The following is a 19,209-nucleotide window of genomic DNA, read 5'->3' on the forward strand; positions in this document are numbered from 1 at the left end:
GTTACCAGCCGCGGTTGGCGTAGCGCTCGGTCTCGGGGAGGGTGTCGCAGTTGATGCCGACCATGGCCTCGCCGAGGTTGCGGGACGCGTCGGCGATGATCTTCGGGTCGTCGTAGAAGGTGGTGGCCTTCACGATGGCGGCGGCGCGCTTGGCCGGGTCGCCGGACTTGAAGATGCCGGAGCCGACGAAGACGCCCTCGGCGCCGAGCTGGCGCATCAGGGCGGCGTCGGCCGGGGTGGCGACACCGCCGGCGGAGAACAGCACGACCGGGAGCTTGCCGAGTTCGGCGACCTCGCGCACGAGCTCGTACGGGGCGCGCAGCTCCTTGGCGGCGGCGTACAGCTCGTTGTTGTCGAAGCCGCGCAGCCGGGCGATCTCGTTCTTGATCTGGCGCAGGTGGCGGACGGCCTCGACGACGTTGCCGGTGCCGGCCTCGCCCTTGGAGCGGATCATCGCGGCGCCCTCGGCGATGCGGCGCAGGGCCTCGCCCAGGTTGGTGGCGCCGCAGACGAACGGCGTGGTGAAGGCCCACTTGTCGGAGTGGTTGACCTCGTCGGCCGGGGTGAGGACCTCGGACTCGTCGATGTAGTCGACGCCGAGGGACTGCAGCACCTGGGCCTCGACGAAGTGGCCGATGCGCGACTTGGCCATCACCGGGATCGAGACGGCCTCGATGATGCCCTCGATCATGTCCGGGTCGGACATGCGGGCCACGCCGCCGTCCTTGCGGATGTCGGCCGGGACCCGCTCCAGGGCCATGACGGCGACGGCGCCCGCGTCCTCGGCGATCTTCGCCTGCTCCGGCGTGACGACGTCCATGATGACGCCGCCCTTGAGCTGCTCGGCCATACCGCGCTTCACACGGGCGGTGCCGGTCTCGGGGGCCTGGGAGTTGGGGGACGTGGTGGACACGGATGACCTCGCTACGGAAGGGGAATTCTGCAGCACCGAGGAAACGCGAGGGGACCAGGCCACAGCAAGGGCCAATGGGAACGCTGTGGATCCTTTTCCGGCGGACGGCCGGGGAACGGGCGGGGACGGGGGCTCAGGCGGCCCGGTCCGCCAGGGCCGCCGGAGGCTCGTCGTCCATTTCGAAGGCCAGAGGGAACGGGGCGTGGCCCGCCAGCCGGAACCAGCGGACCTTGCGGTGCCGGCGCAGGGCGCGGGCGGCCCGTACGGCGTCGTTGTGGAAGCGGCGGGCCATCGGGACGCGCCGCACCGCCTGCGCGAGTTCCTCGGCGGCCTCCTCGCCGCCGGGCGCCTCCCGCACCGCCTCCACCTGCTGGACCTCCCCGAACACGGCTCGCAACGCCTGGCTCAGCTCGCTCTCGGCGACCTCGCGCTGCTCCTCCTCCGCCTGACGGGCGGCGTGCGCGGCCTCGTAGAGGACGATCGAGGCGGCCGGGTCGAGCACCCCGGAGGTGGCCAGTTCCTGGGCGACGGAGGCGCGGCGCAGCAGCTGTGCGTCGAGTGCGGCGCGGGCCGCGTCGATGCGCGCGTGCAGCCGGTCCAGCCGCCCGGCCGTCCAGCTCAGGTACAGGCCGATCACCACGAGGGCGACGAGGATCCAGATGAGGGTTGCGGTCACGGCCCTGAGGCTACCGGTGCCTGCTCACACGGTTGGGTGCCCGGTCAGTCCCGGGCCAGGCCGAGCCGCCCCCACAGCCCGCTGGTCCGCTCGTCCTCGGCCACCGCCGCCGCGCCCGCCGTCACCGTCTCGTAGACGGACAGGATGTCCGCGCCGACGGTGGACCAGTCGAAGCGGCGCACGTGGGCGCTGCCCCGCTCGCGCAGTTCCGCGCGCCGGGCCGGGTCGTCCAGCAGGCGTACGGCCGCGTCGGCCAAGGCGTCGGCGTCCTCGTTGGGGAACAGCTCACCGGCCTCTCCCCGGTCCAGGACCTGGGCGAAGGCGTCCAGGTCGGAGGCGAGGACGGGGGCTCCGGCGGACATGGCCTCGACCAGGATGATCCCGAAGCTCTCGCCGCCGGTGTTGGGCGCGACGTACAGATCGACGCTGCGCAGGAAGCGGGCCTTGTCCTCGTCGCTGACCATGCCGAGGAACTCGACGCGAGAGCGCAGCTCGGCGGGGAGCGATTCCACCGCCTCCTCCTCGTCACCGCGCCCGGCGACCAGCAGCCGGGTCTGCGGACGGGCGGCGAGGATCTTCGGCAGGGCCCTCATCAGCACCGGCAGGCCCTTGCGGGGCTCGTCGATGCGCCCTATGAAGCCGATCGTGTCCCCCTGCCACTCGGCCTTGGGCTCGGCCGTGGCGAAGAAGTCGACGTCGACGCCGTTCGGGATCACCACCGCGTCTCCGCCGAGGTGCTCGACGAGGGTGCGCCGGGCGTACTCGCTCACCGCGATCCGCGCGCTGATCTTCTCCAGGGCGGCCTGGAGGATGGAGTACGCGGCGATCATCGCGCGGGAGCGCGGGTTGGACGTGTGGAACGTGGCGACGATCGGCCCTTGGGCGGCCCAGCACGTCAGCAGGCCCAGCGACGGCGAGGTCGGCTCGTGGATGTGGATGACGTCGAACGCGCCCTCGCGCAGCCAGCGGCGCACCCGGGCGGCGCTCAGGAAGCCGAAGTTCAGCCGGGCCACCGAGCCGTTGTACGGCACCGGCACCGCACGGCCGGCCGAGACGACGTACGGCGGCAGGGGGGTGTCGTCGTCGGCCGGGGCGAGGACGGACACCTCGTGCCCGAGACGGATGAAGTACTCGGCCAGGTCCCGGATGTGGAACTGGACGCCGCCCGGTACGTCCCAGGAGTACGGGCAGACGATGCCGATCCTCACGATGGCCCCTTCGAAGGGTCGAGGTCCGCGAGCCACAGGCGCTGCAGCATGTGCCAGTCCTCCGGGTGGTCGGCGATCCCGGAGGCGAAGGCGTCGGCCAGCGCCTGTGTCATGACGGACGTCTTCTCGGCGCGCGTGCCCGACTCGGGCACCTCGACGGGCGGGTGGACACGGCCGCGCATCAGGGGCGAGTCGTCGTACCAGAGGGTGACGGGGAGCAGCAGGGCGCCCGTCTGCTGGGCGAGCAGGGCCGGTCCGGCCGGCATCCGGGCGGTGTCGCCGAAGAAGCCGACCTCGACGCCGGAGGCGGACAGGTCGCGGTCGGCGACAAGGCAGACCAGGCCGCCGTCGCGCAGCCGCCGGGCCAGGGTGCCGAAGGCGGTGCCGCCGCTGTGCGGCAGGACCTCCATGCCGAGGCCCTCGCGGTAGGCGACGAACCGGTCGTACAGCGTCTCCGGCTTCAGGCGCTCGGCGACCGTCGTGAACGGGATGCCGAGCTTCGTGGTGACCCAGGCGCCGGCGAGGTCCCAGTTGGCCAGGTGCGGCAGGGCGAGTATGACGCCCTTCCCGGCGGCCAGGCCCTCGGTCAGGTAGTGCAGGTCCTTGGCGACGAAGCCGCCCTCGATGCGCTCCTTGCTCCAGGCGGGGAGGCGGAAGGACTCCATCCAGTAGCGCAGGTACGACCGCATGCCCGCGCGCGAGAGCTCGGCGAGGCGCTCGGTGCTCGCGCCCGGCACCACGCGCGCGTAGTTGCTCTCCAGCCGCTGCACGCCCTTGCCGCGCTGTTTCCAGGCGAGGTCGGCGATGGTGTTCCCGAGGCGTACGGCGACCGGCTCGGGGAGCTTCTTGACGGTGCTCCAGCCCAGTCCGTACAGCGCGTCCGTCAACCGGTCCTGTGCGCTCACGTGGATGCCTCGCTCCCGTGGGAGGCGTTCTCCTGCTCGCCCCCATTGTCGTCCTGCGCGGCAGCCGCACTCGCGGCCTCGGCCTCCGCGGACTCGCGGCGGACCGTGACGACCCGCTGGATCAGCGTGACGAGGCTGCCCACGGCGACGATCCACAGGGCGACCGGCAGCAGGTACTGGATGCCGGGCACACCGAACGCGTGCAGGCCCGCGAGCCCGGCCGCGACCAGGGAGATCACCAGTCGCTCGGCCCGCTCGACCAGCCCGTTGACGGCGACCGGCAGGCCGATCGACTCGCCACGGGCCTTGGTGTACGACACCACCTGGCCGCTGGCCAGGCAGAAGATCGAGACGGCGCACAGGACGAGGTCGTCGCCCCCGCCGGCGTACCAGAGGATGAAGCCGCCGAAGATCGCGCCGTCGGCGACCCGGTCGAGCGTGGAGTCCAGGAAGGCGCCCCAGCGGCTGGAGCGGCCGAGCTGGCGGGCCATGTTGCCGTCGACCAGGTCGGAGAAGACGAACAGCGTGATCACGACCGTGCCCCAGAAGAACTCGCCCATGGGGTAGAAGACCAGCGCGCCCGCGACCACACCGGCGGTGCCGATGAGCGTGACGGTGTCGGGGCTGACGCCCCTCCGGATCAGAAACGCGGCGAACGGTGTGAGAACACGCGTGAAGAATGCACGCGCGTACTTGTTCAGCATGGCCTTCCCGAGGGTCGGTGTCGCCGTCTGGCCCCTGCTGGCCACCGGCTGGCCCATCGTAGCCACGCGCGCGTGCGGGCGACGGGCGGGACCCGAGGCCCGTGTCACGGCGCACCGGTGCGCGGAGCGGGGCGCGATCACGTCCTTCGTATGGACGCACCGTGACGGGAGTGGGAAGGTCGAATAACCGCGGGCGTCGCCGGAGCCGCACCGCACGCGGATCCCGCGTGTCCGCGCCCACAGTGACCTCACCGTGCACGGGAGGCAGGATCATGGGCGACAAGGCACAGACACACCCCGGGGCCGCCGGCAGGGCACAGGCGGCCGACCACCCCCAGTCCGTACGGAATGTGGTGCTGGTCGGCCACTCCGGATCGGGCAAGACCACGTTGGTGGAGGCCCTCGCGCTCACGGCGGGGGCAGTGAACCGGGCGGGCCGCGTGGAGGACGGCGGCACCGTCTCCGACTACGACGAGATCGAGCACCGGCAGCAGCGCTCGGTGCAGCTCTCCCTGGTACCCGTCGAGTGGGACGGCATCAAGGTCAATCTCCTCGACACCCCCGGATACGCCGACTTCGTCGGTGAGCTCAGGGCCGGTCTGCGCGCGGCGGACGCGGCCCTCTTCGTCGTCTCGGCCTCGGACGGCGTGGACGGCTCGACCCGCATGGTGTGGGAGGAGTGCGCGGCCGTGGGCATGCCCCGGGCCATCGTCGTCACGCACCTGGAGGCGGCGCGCGCCGACTTCGAGGAGATGACCCGGATCTGCGCGGAGGCCTTCGGCGCGGACGACCCCGACGCGGTCCTGCCGCTCTACCTGCCGCTGCGCGGCCCCGAGGCGCCGGACGGGCACGCGCCCGTGACCGGCCTGATCGGGCTGCTGTCGCAGAAGCTGTTCGACTACTCGACCGGCGAGCGCAAGGAGTCCGAGCCGGGCGAGGACCAGCTGCCGCTGATCGAGGAGGCCCGCAACCGGCTGATCGAGGGGATCATCTCGGAGAGCGAGGACGAGACCCTCATGGACCGCTACCTCGGCGGGGAACCGGTCGACGTCAAGACCCTGATCGAGGACCTGGAGCGGGCCGTCGCACGCGGGGTCTTCTTCCCCGTCCTGGCCGCCGCCCCCGCGACCGAGGGCTCCCGGCAGGGGCTGGGCACGGTGGAGCTGCTGGAGCTGATCACCCGGGGTTTCCCCACGCCGCTGGAGCACGAGACGCTGCGGGTGACGACGGTCGACGGCAAGCCGCGCGAGCTCAAGCCGTGCGACCCGGACGCGCCGCTGGTCGCGGAGGTCGTGAAGACCTCCTCGGACCCGTACGTCGGCCGGCTGTCGCTGATCCGGGTCTTCTCCGGCACCCTGCGGGCCGACCAGACGGTCCACGTCTCCGGGCACGGCCTGGCCGACCGCGGGCACGAGGACCACGACGTCGACGAGCGGATCGGCGCCCTGTCCACGCCCTTCGGCAAGCAGCAGCGCCCGGTGTCGCACGTGATCGCCGGTGACCTGGCGTGCGTGGCCAAGCTCAGCCGTGCCGAGACCGGCGACACCCTGTCCGCCAAGGACGACCCGCTGCTCATGGAGCCGTGGCAGATGCCCGACCCGCTGCTGCCGCTGGCCATCCAGGCGCACAGCAAACCGGACGAGGACAAGCTCTCGCAGGGCCTGGCCCGGCTGGTGGCCGAGGACCCGACGATGCGGCTCGAACAGAATCAGGACACCCACCAGGTGGTCCTGTGGTGCCTGGGCGAGGCGCACGCGGACGTCGCCCTGGAGCGGCTGCGCAGCCGCTACGGCGTCCAGGTCGACGTCGTACCGCACAAGGTGTCGTTGCGCGAGACGTTCGCGACCAAGGCGGCCGGGCGTGGCCGGCACGTCAAACAGTCCGGCGGGCACGGGCAGTTCGCCATCTGCGAGATCGAGGTGGAGCCGCTGCCGGGCGGCTCTGGCATCGAGTTCGTGGACAAGGTCGTCGGCGGCGCGGTGCCCCGGCAGTTCATCCCGTCGGTGGAGAAGGGCGTACGCGCCCAGGCCGCCAAGGGGGTCGCCGCCGGATATCCGCTCATCGACGTACGCGTGACGCTCCTGGACGGCAAGGCGCACTCGGTGGACTCGTCCGACGCCGCGTTCCAGACGGCCGGGGCGCTCGCGCTGCGGGAGGCCGCGGCCGACGCGAAGATCCATCTGCTGGAGCCGGTGGCCGAGGTGTCGGTGCTGGTCGGCGACGACTTCGTGGGCGCCGTGATGAGCGACCTGTCGGGGCGGCGCGGCCGGGTGCTCGGCACCGAGCAGACGCCCGGCGGGCGCACTCTGGTCCGGGCCGAGGTGCCCGAGATCGAGATCGGCCGGTACGCGATCGACCTGCGGTCGATGACGCACGGCACGGCCCGCTTCAGCCGCCGGTACGCACGGCACGAGCCGATGCCGCAGCAGGTGGCGGACCGGATCCGTGAAGAGGAGCGCAAGGCCTCCTAGTTGGGGCCCGAGAGGGCCAAGTGGCCCCGGTGGGGGCTCCCTCCGCACAGGCGGGCGGTTCCGGGGACCGCCCGCCGACGGATGTCGGTGCCTGCGGATACGCTGATGACCTGATCAACAGGTGTGCGGAGCGCGGAACTCGGGAAGGCCGCTTGATGCGGAAGCGGCAGCGATGGGGGCGGCAGTGACGGACGGATTCGACTTCAGCCCAGGGGCCCAGGTGCCTCTGGCGGGTGCGAGCGGCCAGACAGCGGCGACCTACGCGCTGGCCGCGGCGGCGTACCGGGACGACGAGGTCACCAAGATCCTGAACGCCGACAACGAGTGGCACCAGTCGAAGGTGACCCCACCGCGCTCCTGGGCGAAGATCTTCCGCCCCAACTTCGGCGAGGCCTTCTCCCGCGCCGTCATCGACCGCATGCTGGGCGCCGGGCGCAACCCGGTCATCCAGTCCTTCGGCATCGAGCCCCAGGTCGTCGTGGAGCACTGTCTGGCGGCCCACCGCATCCGCCGCGACCGCGACAACTGGCTGTCGGCGGTCACGGTGATCTGCGGGCTGCTCTTCCTGCCCGGCTTCCTCGTCTGGTTGCTGGTGTTCACGCTGCGCACCACCATGGCCAAGCGCGAGGACAAGCGGGCCGGCGCCCTCGCCACGACCCTGCTGGTCGCCGTGGGCGCGCTCGCCGTGCTGTTCCTGATCCGCATGCCGTTCGAGGGATTCTGGGCCCTGTACGGGCGCGCGGCCGTCGTCATGCCGGTCGTCGGCTGGTTCTGGGCCAAGCAGATCTGCGAGCGCACGGCCCGCGATCTGCGGGAGCGCTGGTCGAGCCTGCTGTCGGGCGGCGGTGTGGGCGCCAAGATCCCCGAGGCGGTGCCGGGCAACCCCGGTGACGCGGCCGAGCAGGTCCGCAAGGAGCTGGCCCGTCTGGCCGCCGAGCAGCGGTCCAACTCGGTCTTCTACGCCGGGCCCAAGGGCATACTCGGCATGGGCACGCGGTGGGGCAGCTGGCAGCTGGCCGAGGAGCTGGTGTCCGCCGAGCCGGGCAAGGACTTCCACCCCTTCCGCAGTTGGGACGTCATCGTGGCGATCCAGGGCGGCCTGGGCATGCTGGAGCGCACGTCCATCAACACCGGCGGCTTCACCAAGCCGTCCATCACGCACTGGATCGTCACGCCGATCGGCGAGAAGGCGACGGAGGTGTCCCGCCCGAGCGGCGCGGACGTCGACGCGTACACGGTCCGGACGCACGCCATACAGGACATCTGCAACAAGCAGCAGTTCGGCAGCGGCGACCGGCACTACCTGGGTGTGCAGTGGACCCTGTGGGACGGCCACCTGGTCATCACGATGCTGATCACGGTGACGGTGCTGCACGAAACGCTGCGCATCGAGGTCACCGGGCATGCGCTGGGGCCGGTCAACTCCCTGTTCAACGAGAAGCCGGCGGCCAAGGAGAAGACGGTCCAGAAGGCTCTCCGGTTCTGGGAGACCCGCACCGTGAAGATGCCCCTGATCGACGCCGACGAGGTGGTGCGGCTGGCCGCGCGCGCCCCGCTGACCTGGTATCCGCCGCTGCTGAACTGGCTGGGCGGCAGCCTGACGCTTCCGGAGCCGTTCGGCCTGCGGCACGCGTGGGCGGACCAGCCGTGGCGGCACCGGTTCATGGCGGACGATGCGCTGCGGGCTGCGACGCCTGTGCTGCGGGTGGTGCATACCGCGGCGCTGAAGGTGCTGCGGGAGAACGGGGTGGACGTGGAGAAGTTCGGGTCCAGGTCGGCGGCGCTCAGTGGGGCGGTGCAGGAGGCTTCGCCGAAGAAGGCGGATGTGTACGACGCCTAGTTGTTGAGGTGCCCGGCGTTGCGGCTGGGGCGGGGGTGGGAGCGCAACTCGGCGCTGCGAGGTGCCGCCGCGCCCACCCGTGCCGCCTGGGGGCACCTCCCAGGCCCTTAAGGCACTGGGGGAGGCACGATGGCCCGCGGTTACGCGGGCCAGGCCTCCGCCAGCATCTTCCGGGTGTCCGCCAGCAGCTGCGGCAGCACCCGCGTATGTCCCACCACCGGCATGAAGTTCGTGTCGCCGCCCCACCTCGGCACGATGTGCTGGTGCAGGTGTGCCGCGATGCCCGCGCCGGCGACCGAGCCCTGGTTCATGCCGATGTTGAAGCCGTGGGCGCCGGAGGCCGTGCGCAGGGCCGTCATCGCCTGCTTGGTGAGTTCGCCGAGCTCGGCGGTCTCCCCCGCCGTCAGGTCGGTGTAGTCGGCGACGTGCCGGTAGGGCACGGTCATCAGGTGCCCGCCGTTGTACGGGTACAGATTGAGCACCGCGTAGACCTGCTCGCCGCGCTTGACGACGAGCCCGTCCTCGTCGGACTTGGCCGGGATCGAGCAGAAGGGGCAGCCGTCGCCGGCGCCCGGGCCGCTCGGCTTGTTCTCACCCTGGATGTAGGCCATCCGATGGGGCGTCCACAGACGCTGGAACGCGTCCTGCGTCCCCACTCCCAGCTGCTGCTCCGGCTCACTCGTCATGCAGTGCAGCATATGGCGTCGAGCTGGGGGTACGGCAAAGGCCCCCGGGATCTCCCGGGGGCCCGTACGCGGTCCGGCCAGGGCGTCGTCGCGCCCTGCGGTCAGACCTGGGCGCGCTCCTCGACGACCTTCATGATCTTCGCGATGGCCTCGTCGAACGGGATGCCGTTCTCCTGGGAGCCGTCGCGGTAGCGGAAGGACACGGACCCGTGGGACATGTCCTCGTCGCCCGCGATGACCATGAAGGGCACCTTCTGCTTCTGGGCGTTGCGGATCTTCTTCTGCATGCGGTCCGAGGAGGAGTCCACCTCGACGCGCAGGCCCTTCGTCCTGGCCGCCGCCGCGAACTTCTCCAGGTACTCGACGTGCGCGTCCCCGATCGGGATGCCGACCGCCTGGACCGGGGCCAGCCACGCCGGGAAGGCGCCCGCGTAGTGCTCCAGGAGCACGGCGAAGAAGCGCTCGATCGAGCCGAACAGGGCGCGGTGGATCATGACCGGGCGGGTCTTGGAGCCGTCCGCGGCCGTGTACTCCAGGTCGAAGCGCTCCGGCAGGTTGAAGTCGAGCTGGATGGTCGACATCTGCCAAGTGCGGCCGATGGCGTCCTTGGCCTGGACGGAGATCTTCGGGCCGTAGAAGGCGGCGCCGCCCGGGTCCGGGACCAGCGGCAGGCCCTGCTTCTCGGCGACCTGGCGGAGGGTCTCCGTCGCCTCCTCCCAGGCCTCGTCCGAGCCGACGAACTTCTCCGGGTCCTTGGTGGACAGCTCCAGGTAGAAGTCGGTGAGGCCGTAGTCGCGCAGCAGGTTCAGGACGAAGGTGAGCGTCTTGTCGAGCTCCTCCGACATCTGCTCGCGGGTGCAGTAGATGTGCGCGTCGTCCTGCGTGAAGCCACGGGCGCGGGTCAGGCCGTGCACGACGCCCGACTTCTCGTACCGGTACACCGTCCCGAACTCGAACAGGCGCAGCGGCAGCTCACGGTAGGAGCGCCCGCGCGCGTCGAAGATCAGGTTGTGCATCGGGCAGTTCATGGGCTTGAGGTAGTAGTCCACGCCCTCGTCGAGCTGCATGGGCGGGTACATGCCGTCGGCGTACCAGTCCAGGTGGCCCGAGGTCTCGAAGAGCTTCCCCTTCGTCGCGTGCGGGGTGTAGACGAACTCGTAGCCCTCCTCCTCGTGGCGGCGGCGCGAGTAGTCCTCCATGACCCGGCGGATGATGCCGCCCTTGGGGTGGAAGACGGCGAGGCCGGAGCCGATCTGCTCCGGGATGGAGAACAGGTCCAGCTCGTTGCCCAGCTTGCGGTGGTCGCGCTTCTCGGCCTCGGCGAGGAACTCCAGGTGCGCCTTGAGCTCGTCCTTGGTGGGCCAGGCGGTGCCGTAGATGCGCTGGAGCATGGGGTTCTTCTCGCTGCCGCGCCAGTAGGCGGCCGCGTTGCGCATCAGCTTGAACGCCGGGATCGCGCGGGTCGACGGCAGGTGGGGACCGCGGCAGAGGTCCTTCCAGCACAGCTCGCCGGTCTTGGCGTCCAGGTTGTCGTAGATCGTCAGCTCGCCGGCGCCGACCTCGACGTCCGCACCGTCGTCGCTGGAGGCGGCGCCCTTGAGGCCGATCAGCTCCAGCTTGTACGGCTCACCGGCCAGCTCCTCGCGGGCGGCCTCGTCGGTGACCACGCGGCGGGCGAACTTCTGCCCCCGCTTCTGGATCTCCTGCATCTTCTTCTCGATGGCCTTGAGATCCTCGGGCGTGAACGGCTTCTCGACGTCGAAGTCGTAGTAGAAGCCGTCCTTGACGGGCGGGCCGATGCCGAGCTTGGCGTCGGGGAAGAGCTCCTGCACGGCCTGCGCCATGACGTGCGCGGTGGAGTGGCGCAAGATGTTCAGGCCGTCCTCGGAGGAGATCTCGACGCCCTCGACCTCGTCGCCCTCGGTCAGGGTGTACGACAGGTCCTTGAGCTCGCCGCCCACGCGCGCGGCGATGATCGAGCGCTCGCCGGCGAAGAGCTCGGCGGCCGTAGTGCCCGTCGTCACCACGCGTTCTTCCCGCTCGGAATCGCGCTGGATGATCACACGGACGTCTGACACCGGTCTCTCCTGACTGAAGGTGGGGTCGCGGCGCCATACCGGAGCGCGCGCACGAGTATGGATCGTACCGACCCCGGACCGCCGACCGCGAAATCAGTCCCCGCAGTCCCCTCCGCAGGCCTCCTCGAAGAAGGCCGCCATTCCGGCGTTCTCCTGCAGCGCCTTCATCAGGCGGTCGCGCTCGGCGTCGTCGACCTGCACCGGTACGACCCCGTGGGCGCCGGTCAGGCGCCGGAAGCCGCCCCGGCTCTCCAGCCGGCCCTGGACCCGCACCGGCAGCCCGACCAGGTGGGCGTGCCCGGCGATGCGGTACCCCTCCTCGTCGAGAATGACGCGGACGTTCGGCACGTCGGCCCCGGCCAGCACCCGCAGCCGTACGGTGCCCTCGCCGCGCGGCCCCGACCTGCGCATCCGTGTCACGGCTCCCGTGATCCGCACCGGTACGGCGGGTTCCTCGCGCAGGTAGCGGGCGCCCGCCTCGCGCAGCACGGGCAGGTCGCCGGGTGAGAACTCGACGGGCTCGGCGGAGGGCGCGCAGCCCTCGGGCACCCCGGCGGCGGGGGCCCACTCGACGGCGATCCGGGCGCCCTCCGTGCCCCGGACCAGGGCGATGAGGGCCTCGGTGAGCTCGTGGCTCACCCCCGCCTCGACCGCGGCGTCGAAGGCGTCCATGCCACCGGTGGCGCGCTGGTAGTCGATGGCCTCACGGGCGGCGTACAGGGCCTGGTGGAGGCGGACTGCGAGGGGGCGGCCGCCCGCGACGGGCACGAAGGCGGTGAGCCGGCCGTGCGTCGCGGAGCCGACGAGGACGTGGTCCAGCATGGCCGCGGCGGAGCGCCGGTGCCGGGCGCCGTGGTAGCCGGCCCGTGCGCGGGTGGCGAGCGCCGCCGCGAGCAGCATCCGGCGGGCGGCGGTGCGTAGCCGGTCCTCGACGGTCCAGGGCGCCGCGCCGGCGGGCCCGGCGGGGACGTCGTGCCACCAGCGGATCTCGTCGCTGGGGACGGCGAGGGAGACGAGGACCTCGCGGGCGGAGGGCGAGCCGCTGCGGGACAGGGCGAGCAGGGCCTCGCCGAGCAGGTCGTCGCTGTCGGGGAAGGCGCGGCTCTCGGGCACGAGGAGGCTGGTGCCGTTGCCGCCGGGGTCGGGCGGGGTCCAGCGCCCGTAGCGGCCCGGGGCGCCGCCGCGCCGCCGCCAGCCGTGCCGGCGGAGCAGGGCGCCGAGCACGGCCGGGTCGACGTCCGCGGGCTCGGGCGGTGCGCCGCCGAAGGCGCTGTCGACGGGGTGGGGCCGCACGGGCCTCAGTGGCTCCTCGGTCGGGCGGTGCGTCACGGTTTCCCTCCCGTCCCGACCCGCGTCATGATCTCGCACAGCGCCCGGTCGTCGAAGATGCGTGAAGTCGGTATCCGCACGGTGGTGCGGCGGCGGCCGGTGATCGGCTGGCCGGCGAGGTTGGTCCAGTAGCAGCAGTGCCTGAGGTCGAGCCGGTCGTGGCCGGCGCGCAGCCAGTCGTCCTGGGAGCGCGGCACCAGCATCACCACCAGGATCTTGTGCACCGACACGGGGGTGCGGGCGAGCTTCGCCAGGTGGTCGTTGTCGAGCGTGAAGGCGAAGGTGCGGCCCGGCGGGTCGGGCGGCACCTGGTACGTGGCCTTGAGCTGCACCTTGATGGTCACCTCGTCGTCGACGGTGTGCCCGGGGGCGCTGTGGCTGACGTGCCAGTCGATGCCGTTGTCGGGGAACGGCTGGGAGAGCGAGCAGCCGGCGGCCGCCGCGACGGCGTGCAGATAGCCGACCTGGAGTGTCTCCATGCAGGCGGTGGTGGCGAGAGTGCCGCGAGAGGGGGCCGTGCGCTCCGGCAGCAGCCCGCCCCGTTCGGGCTGCGCTATGGCCATGGCCAACAGCCTTCCAGAACAAGTGAGTCCCCGCTGCGGGCCGCTGAACTGCGCGGACCCTTACTCCTGTTGTCTCCTTCCGGCGTACGGCGCAAACAGGGCGGGTATCACCGGATCGGGCAGCGGACGGTGCGTCAACTGCCGAGGGTGAACGAGGGGTTGTGTGGCTATGACGACGTGCTGGTATGAAGGGCCGCTGGCCGCCTTCGACACGGAGACGACGGGCGTGGACGTCGAGACCGACCGCATCGTGTCGGCCGCCGTCGTCGTCCAGGACGCCCCGGGCATCCGCCCGCGGGTCAGCCGCTGGCTGGTGAACCCGGGCGTGCCGGTGCCCGCCGAGGCGACGGCGGTGCACGGGCTGACGGAGGAACACCTGCAGCGCAACGGCCGGTGGCCGGCGCCGGTGATGTTCGAGATAGCGGAGGCGCTCGCCGAGCAGGCGCAGGTCGGCCGCCCGGTCGTGGTGATGAACGCGCCGTTCGATCTGACCCTGTTCGACCGGGAGTTGCGCCGTCATCGCGCCTCGGCCCTGAGCCGCTGGTTCGAGTCGGCGCCGCTGTGCGTGCTCGACCCGAGGGTCCTGGACAAGCACCTGGACCGCTACCGCAAGGGCCGCCGCACCCTGACCGATCTGTGCGCGCACTACGGCGTCGCCCTGGAGGGCGCGCACGACGCGGCGGCCGACGCCGTGGCGGCGCTGGAGGTCACCCGGGCGGTGGGCCGGCGTTTCGCGTCGCGGCTGGAGCGCCTGGCCCCCGGTGAGCTGCACACGCTGCAGGCGGTGTGGCACGCGGCGCAGGCCCGGGGCCTCCAGGCCTGGTTCGCGCGCAGCGGCGTGGAGGAATCGGTCGACCCGGCCTGGCCGCTGCGTCCGGATCTGCCGGCGGCGGCCTGAGCGCCTGGGCAGCACACCTGCGCGGGGCATGAAAAAACCGGTCCGTCTGCGACGGACCGGCTGTTTCCGGTGGGCGATACTGGGTTCGAACCAGTGACCTCTTCGGTGTGAACGAAGCGCTCTCCCACTGAGCTAATCGCCCGGGAACGCAGTGAACAATACAGGTCCCGGCACGCTTCCTTCAAACCGCTTGGAGGTGCCTGGCCAGTCCGCGCGCTCCCGTGCGCATCATCAGGCGGTGATTGGCGCGGAAGGCGGGCCGGCAGGGCACGGCGAGGCGCCGCAGCAGCGGCTTGCGGACGTCGACGACCTGGTCGTACCGCACGCGAGTCCCCGCCCCGTCCGGGGTGAGCGTCCAGCGCGCCCAGCCCTCCATGTCACCGGACAGGGCGATCTCCAGCACGCCGGCCGCGGGGTCGCGTCGCACCTCCCGCGCCGTGAAAGTCATGTCGTACGGCAGGACGGAGCGGATCCGGACCACCCCCGAGGTGTCGTCGAGCCGGGTCACCTCCCGGACCTGGCGCCACCACCGGGGGTAGTCCTCGGCGCGCTCCAGCGCCTCGTACACGGGGGCGGGCGGCGCGGGCAGGGTCCACAGCGTGCGGAAACGGTAGTGGTTCCAGTCCATGACCGCAGTCTGCCCAGATGCGGTGCGGACTGTCTGAGTACGCGCCTGAGTACCCGCACTCATGCCGGTACGAGGTGACGCCGACCACACTGCCGGTCATGACGCACCTTCCACCCCCGGCTGAGGAGTTGCGGCTCCTCGATGCCGAACTCCGGCAACTGGACTCGCGCCGCAGCCAGTTGCTGGCCCGTCGCGCATGGCTGGTCGCGACCCTGCAACAGGCACGGCAACAACCGCAGCAGGCCTGGGCTCAGGCGCGGACGCAGCCGCCACCCGTCGCATGGTCCCGCCCGGACACCACCGCGCCCAGCGTGCAGAACGTGCTGCTGGTGCTCGGCGGTGTGCTGCTCACGCTCGCAGCGGCGGTGTTCGCGCTGGTCAGCTGGGGTCAGATGGGAATCACCGGGCGGGTGCTGGTGCTCGGCGCGGTCACGCTGGCCGCGCTCGCCGGGCCGGCGCTCCTGCTGAAGCGGGGGCTGCGGTCGACGGCCGAGTCCGTGGCGGGTCTCGGCCTGGCGCTGACCGTTCTGGACGCCTACGCCCTGCACGAGGCTGCTCTCGCCGGGACCGACGGGACGGGATACGCGGCCGCCGCGACGGCGGTGCTGGCGGGGGTCTGGTCGGCGTACGGTCTGCTGCCGGCCACGGCCGCGCTGCGGCTGCCCCGGCCCTGCGCCCTGGCGGCGGCCCAGTTCCCGCTGCTGCTGTGGGCCCTGTCCGCAGGCGCCGACCCGTACGCGATCAGCGCCGCGCTGCTGGTGACGGCCGGGCTCGACACGGTGGCGGCGCTGCGGGTGCCGGCCGTTTCCGTACGGATCTGCGCGGTCGTCGGTGCGTACGGCACGGGCGGCTGGGGCGTTCTGGCGGCCGGCTGGCTTTCCGTGACGGCCGGCGGCCCGGGCGCTGCCGCCCGGGCCGGGGGGCTGCTCCTGCTCGCGGCGGCGATCGCGCTGGGTGCGGCCTGGCGGGTCTCGGGTTCGGGGGTACGGCACGCCCTCGGTCTCGCGGCGGCCTCGGGACTGCTCACCGTGGGTGCGCTCGGCGGAGTGGTTCGCTTCGCGGTGCCGGCGCAGTGGGTCGTGCCGGCTCATCTGGCCTTGGGCGTCGCCGTGTTGGCGGGGATGCGGGCCGGGCGGCTGCTTCCGGACGCGGTGCGGCACGGTGTCGCCTGGGCGTCCGCCGTCGTACAGGCGCTGGCTCTGCTGTGGGCGCTGCCCGTCGTCGCGCTGGTGGTGATGGGGCCGGCCGGCTGGCTGGTCCGGGTGTGGAGCGGTGCGCCGTCGGACGCCCGTGCGGCGGTCGCCGTCGAGGCGCCCTGGGCGTCGGACGCGGTGGCGGCTCCCGTCGTCCTGCTGGCGGTCGCGGCCGTACTCGCCTCGGTGGTCCGCGCGGAGCCGTGGCGCCCGCGCGCCCGGCTCGGTGCGCTGGGTCTGCTGTGGACCGCGGCGCTGCTGCTTCCGGCGATCCTCGCGGTTCCCTACCTCGCGGGGATGGTGGTCCTGGGAGTCATGACGGCGGCCGCGCTGTACCTGGGCCGGACCACGGCGTCCGGCGCGCGGATCACCGCCCTCGTCCTGGCCCTGGTCACGGCCGTCGACCTCACCCTGGTGTCCCTCGCCTCCCAGTCCGCGACACTCGTGGTGCTGTCCCTGCTGACGGCGCTGCTCGCCGCGGCTTCGTGGCGGTCGGACATCGCCCCCTTCACGGCTCCCGCCGCCCTGGTGTACGCCGCCGCCCTCGCCTCGGCGACGGGTGCCGCCCTGGACTGGCCGCCGGCCCGGACCGCCCTGCTGGTCCTGGCCGTTCCCGTGGCCGCCGCCCTGCTCGCGCCGCGTCTGACCGCGTGGCGGGCGACGGTGCCGGTCGAGGCGGTGGGAGCCGCCGCCGGGCTGCTGGCCGTGGGCCTCGCGGTCACCGATCCGCCGCTGCTCGCCCTGGCGCTGGCGTTGTGCGGCGTCATCACCGCGGGCACGGCGCTGCGTCCGGACCGCCGTCCCGCCGGCTACGCGGCCACGGCCCTGTTCGTGATGGCCGCCTGGGTGCGCCTGGCCGCGTGGGAGGTCGGCACACCCGAGGCGTACACGCTCCCGGTGACCGTTCCGGCACTGCTCGTCGGCGCGTTGCGCAGGCGCCGCGACCCGCAGGTCTCCTCCTGGACGGCCTACGGCCCCGGACTCGCCGCCACGCTCCTGCCGAGCCTCGTCACGGCCTGGGGCGACCAGCAGTGGACGCGGCCGTTGCTGCTGGGCACGGCGGCCCTGCTGGTCACCCTGCTGGGTGCCCGGCACCAGCTCCAGGCTCCGCTGGTGCTGGGCGGCTCGGTGCTCGCTCTGGTCACGCTGCACGAACTCGCCCCGTACGTCGTGCAGGTGACCGGCGCACTCCCCCGCTGGGCGCCTCCCGCCCTCGCCGGACTCCTGCTGCTCGCACTCGGGGCGACGTACGAGCAGCGGATCCGGGACGTCCGGCGGGTGCGGGACGTGCTGGGGAGGATGAACTAGCCCTGGTGCTCGCGCCGTTGGTACCTCCGGGTGCCGTACGGGCGTCTCGACTGCGGACAAGGCCCGTGATGTCATACGTTTTCCGATCGGCCGCTGACGGCAGGCGACACGGTCGGGCGGGACGGGGGAGGCGTCATGACGGACCTGGAGGAATCGGCGGGGTGGGGCACGGGCCCCGAGGACCGGGGAACACTGGAGCGCCTGCTCTCGGTCGTGGGGGCGGGAGCCGTGGAGTTGCACACGGCCCCGGAGGGACTGCGGACGAGCGTCACCGGCGTCCATGTGCTGGACGCCCTGGAACCCGTCATCAGGCCGCGGGAGTTACTGCTCGCGGTCGGCGTCGACCCGCGGTCGGCCCATGCGGTCGACGTGGTGCGCCGGGCCGGGGAGGCCGGTGCGGCCGGTGTGGTGTTCGGCCCGGGGCGCCCGGAGCCCACCGCGCGGGCGTTGCAGGCGGCCGCCGAGGAGGGCGGCACGGCGGTGCTCTTCCGCACCGCCTGGTGCACCTGGGCACAGCTCGTGGGGGTGCTCAGGGCGGGTCTGGCCGCGGCGGGCGTACCCCCGATGCCCGCGACCAGCGGCGTGCGCCTGGGCGATCTCGAGTCGCTGGCCGATGCGGTGGCGACCCTGGTGGGAGGCTCGGTGACCATCGAGGACACGGACTCCCGGGTGCTGGCGTACTCCTCCACCGAGGAGAACGTGGACGAGATGCGCAGACTGACCATCCTCGGTCGTCGCGTGCCGCCCTGGCGGGTGGCGGCCATGCGGGAGGCGGGGTTCTTCCAGGCGCTGTGGGGTGCGGGCGACGTGCTGCACCGGCCGGCCCACGGCCAGGACCCGGAGCGTCTGGTCGGCGCCGTACGGGCGGGCGGAGAGGCGCTGGGGTCCATCTGGGTGGCGGCGGTCGCCGGCCGCCCGCTGTCCCCGAACGCCGCTGAGACGCTGCGCGCGGCGGCCCGGACCGCCGCCGCCCACCTGCTGCATCACCGTACCCACAGCTCGGACGGCCGCTTGCTGGAGGACGCGGCTCGGGCGCTGCTGGAGGACCGCGGATCCGTCGAGGTGCTCGCGGAGCGGGCCTCACTGCCGCCCCGGGAGCCCTGTGCCGTCCTGGCGGTGGGAACCGGGTCCGGCCGCCACGGGGACGACGACCCGTCCGGGCTGTACGGGCTGCTGACCCTGCACTGCGCGGCCCTGGGCCACCGCGTCGTGGTGGTCCCGGCGGGGGGCAGGATCCTGGTGCTGATGAGCGGGCTGGAGCGCGACCCGCGGCGGGCCGACGGCCAGGTGACGCGTCTCGGCGAATCGCTGGCCGCACAACTGTCGGCGACGATCGGCTCGTCGGTGAAGGTGGGGCTCGGGGACGTGGTCCCCGGGCTGGCACGGACGCCCGCGTCCCGCCGGTCGGCCGAGCGGGCGCTCGCGGCACTCATGGCGGCCGCCGGGCCACGCACCGTCGCGCGGAGCGAGGACGTCGCGGACACGGTGGGCATCCTTCAGGTCGTCGACGCCCTGCGTGAGGTGGCGCTGCCGCCGCGGACCTCGGTGGCCCGGCTGAGGGAGTTCGACGCCGCTCACAGCGGCAGTTGCCTGGTGGAGACCCTGCGCGCCTACCTCGACCATTTCGGTGACGTGTCCGCCGCTTCGCGGGCGCTGGGTGTGCATTCCAACAGCCTGCGCTACCGGTTGCGCCGGATCACGCAGGTGTCGGGGCTGGACTTGGAGAGCCCCGACGCCCGTCTGCTCGCCCAGTTGCAGTTGCGCCTGGGCGAAGACGCCGACAGCGCACGCCCCTGAGCGACCGGCACC

General features: G+C 72.5%; 15 protein-coding genes and 1 tRNA gene. 5 read left to right on the forward strand and 11 right to left on the reverse strand.

Annotated elements, in window-relative coordinates; genetic code table 11:
• Nucleotide 1: 1 nt before the first annotated feature.
• From pdxS to pgsA, 5 genes are all read right to left on the reverse strand, one after another.
• Nucleotides 2-913 carry a pyridoxal 5'-phosphate synthase lyase subunit PdxS gene (gene pdxS, locus ACIBL4_RS20645; protein ID WP_399412061.1) on the reverse strand — a complete coding sequence of 304 codons (912 nt, stop codon included), beginning with the start codon at nt 911-913 and terminating at the stop codon, nt 2-4.
• Between the two features lie 133 nt (nt 914-1,046).
• Entirely contained in the window at nt 1,047-1,589 is a 543-nt protein-coding gene (locus tag ACIBL4_RS20650; protein WP_306968626.1) for a hypothetical protein, read from the reverse strand.
• 44 nt (nt 1,590-1,633) lie between these two features.
• Nucleotides 1,634-2,797 (reverse strand): glycosyltransferase family 4 protein, encoded by a 1,164-nt coding sequence (locus tag ACIBL4_RS20655; protein WP_399412063.1) that lies wholly within the window; start codon nt 2,795-2,797, stop codon nt 1,634-1,636.
• Complete coding sequence (locus ACIBL4_RS20660) at nt 2,794-3,702, reverse strand: phosphatidylinositol mannoside acyltransferase (RefSeq protein ID WP_399412065.1); 909 nt, start codon at nt 3,700-3,702, stop codon at nt 2,794-2,796. Before ACIBL4_RS20660 ends, ACIBL4_RS20655 begins: the two co-directional genes overlap by 4 nt.
• Complete coding sequence (gene pgsA, locus ACIBL4_RS20665; protein WP_399412589.1) at nt 3,699-4,463, reverse strand: phosphatidylinositol phosphate synthase; 765 nt, start codon at nt 4,461-4,463, stop codon at nt 3,699-3,701. Before pgsA ends, ACIBL4_RS20660 begins: the two co-directional genes overlap by 4 nt.
• A 215-nt stretch (nt 4,464-4,678) precedes the next feature.
• Here pgsA and ACIBL4_RS20670 point away from each other — a divergent pair, with 215 nt between their 5' ends.
• Together ACIBL4_RS20670 and ACIBL4_RS20675 are read left to right on the forward strand one after the other, a co-directional pair.
• Nucleotides 4,679-6,877, forward strand: a complete 2,199-nt coding sequence (locus ACIBL4_RS20670) for an elongation factor G-like protein EF-G2 (RefSeq protein WP_399412067.1) — start codon at nt 4,679-4,681, stop codon at nt 6,875-6,877.
• Nucleotides 6,878-7,049: 172 nt separating this feature from the next.
• Nucleotides 7,050-8,717, forward strand: coding sequence for a hypothetical protein (locus ACIBL4_RS20675; protein ID WP_399412069.1), 1,668 nt, complete (start codon nt 7,050-7,052; stop codon nt 8,715-8,717).
• Between the two features lie 140 nt (nt 8,718-8,857).
• Here the strand turns inward: ACIBL4_RS20675 and ACIBL4_RS20680 are convergent, their stop codons facing one another.
• From ACIBL4_RS20680 to ACIBL4_RS20695, 4 genes are all read right to left on the reverse strand, one after another.
• Entirely contained in the window at nt 8,858-9,415 is a 558-nt protein-coding gene (locus ACIBL4_RS20680; RefSeq protein ID WP_399412071.1) for an HIT family protein, read from the reverse strand.
• Between the two features lie 89 nt (nt 9,416-9,504).
• Nucleotides 9,505-11,481, reverse strand: coding sequence for a threonine--tRNA ligase (gene thrS / locus ACIBL4_RS20685; protein ID WP_399412073.1), 1,977 nt, complete (start codon nt 11,479-11,481; stop codon nt 9,505-9,507).
• Nucleotides 11,482-11,574: 93 nt separating this feature from the next.
• Entirely contained in the window at nt 11,575-12,810 is a 1,236-nt protein-coding gene (locus ACIBL4_RS20690; RefSeq protein WP_399412075.1) for a hypothetical protein, read from the reverse strand.
• On the reverse strand, nt 12,807-13,373 hold the full coding sequence (locus ACIBL4_RS20695; RefSeq protein ID WP_086561752.1) for a DUF4365 domain-containing protein: 567 nt from the start codon (nt 13,371-13,373) through the stop codon (nt 12,807-12,809). Before ACIBL4_RS20695 ends, ACIBL4_RS20690 begins: the two co-directional genes overlap by 4 nt.
• 169 nt (nt 13,374-13,542) lie before the next feature.
• Here ACIBL4_RS20695 and ACIBL4_RS20700 point away from each other — a divergent pair, with 169 nt between their 5' ends.
• The gene (locus ACIBL4_RS20700) at nt 13,543-14,271 is read left to right on the forward strand and encodes a 3'-5' exonuclease (protein WP_307174106.1); all 729 of its coding nucleotides are present in this window, start codon (nt 13,543-13,545) and stop codon (nt 14,269-14,271) included.
• A gap of 70 nt (nt 14,272-14,341) precedes the next feature.
• Here ACIBL4_RS20700 and ACIBL4_RS20705 read toward each other — a convergent pair.
• Nucleotides 14,342-14,413: transfer RNA gene (locus ACIBL4_RS20705), tRNA-Val, on the reverse strand.
• A 39-nt stretch (nt 14,414-14,452) separates the two neighbouring features.
• Nucleotides 14,453-14,899, reverse strand: coding sequence for an SRPBCC family protein (locus ACIBL4_RS20710; protein WP_399412077.1), 447 nt, complete (start codon nt 14,897-14,899; stop codon nt 14,453-14,455).
• A 98-nt stretch (nt 14,900-14,997) separates the two neighbouring features.
• On the opposite strand from ACIBL4_RS20710, the gene ACIBL4_RS20715 reads away from it, so the two are divergent.
• Nucleotides 14,998-17,400: an SCO7613 C-terminal domain-containing membrane protein gene (locus ACIBL4_RS20715; RefSeq protein ID WP_399412079.1), complete on the forward strand. Its 2,403-nt coding sequence runs from the start codon at nt 14,998-15,000 to the stop codon at nt 17,398-17,400.
• Nucleotides 17,401-17,535: 135 nt separating this feature from the next.
• Nucleotides 17,536-19,197 (forward strand): helix-turn-helix domain-containing protein, encoded by a 1,662-nt coding sequence (locus tag ACIBL4_RS20720; protein WP_399412081.1) that lies wholly within the window; start codon nt 17,536-17,538, stop codon nt 19,195-19,197.
• The last annotated feature ends 12 nt before the right edge of the window (nt 19,198-19,209 follow it).

Source organism: Streptomyces sp. NPDC050416 (assembly GCF_044458845.1).
GTDB lineage: Bacteria > Actinomycetota > Actinomycetes > Streptomycetales > Streptomycetaceae > Streptomyces.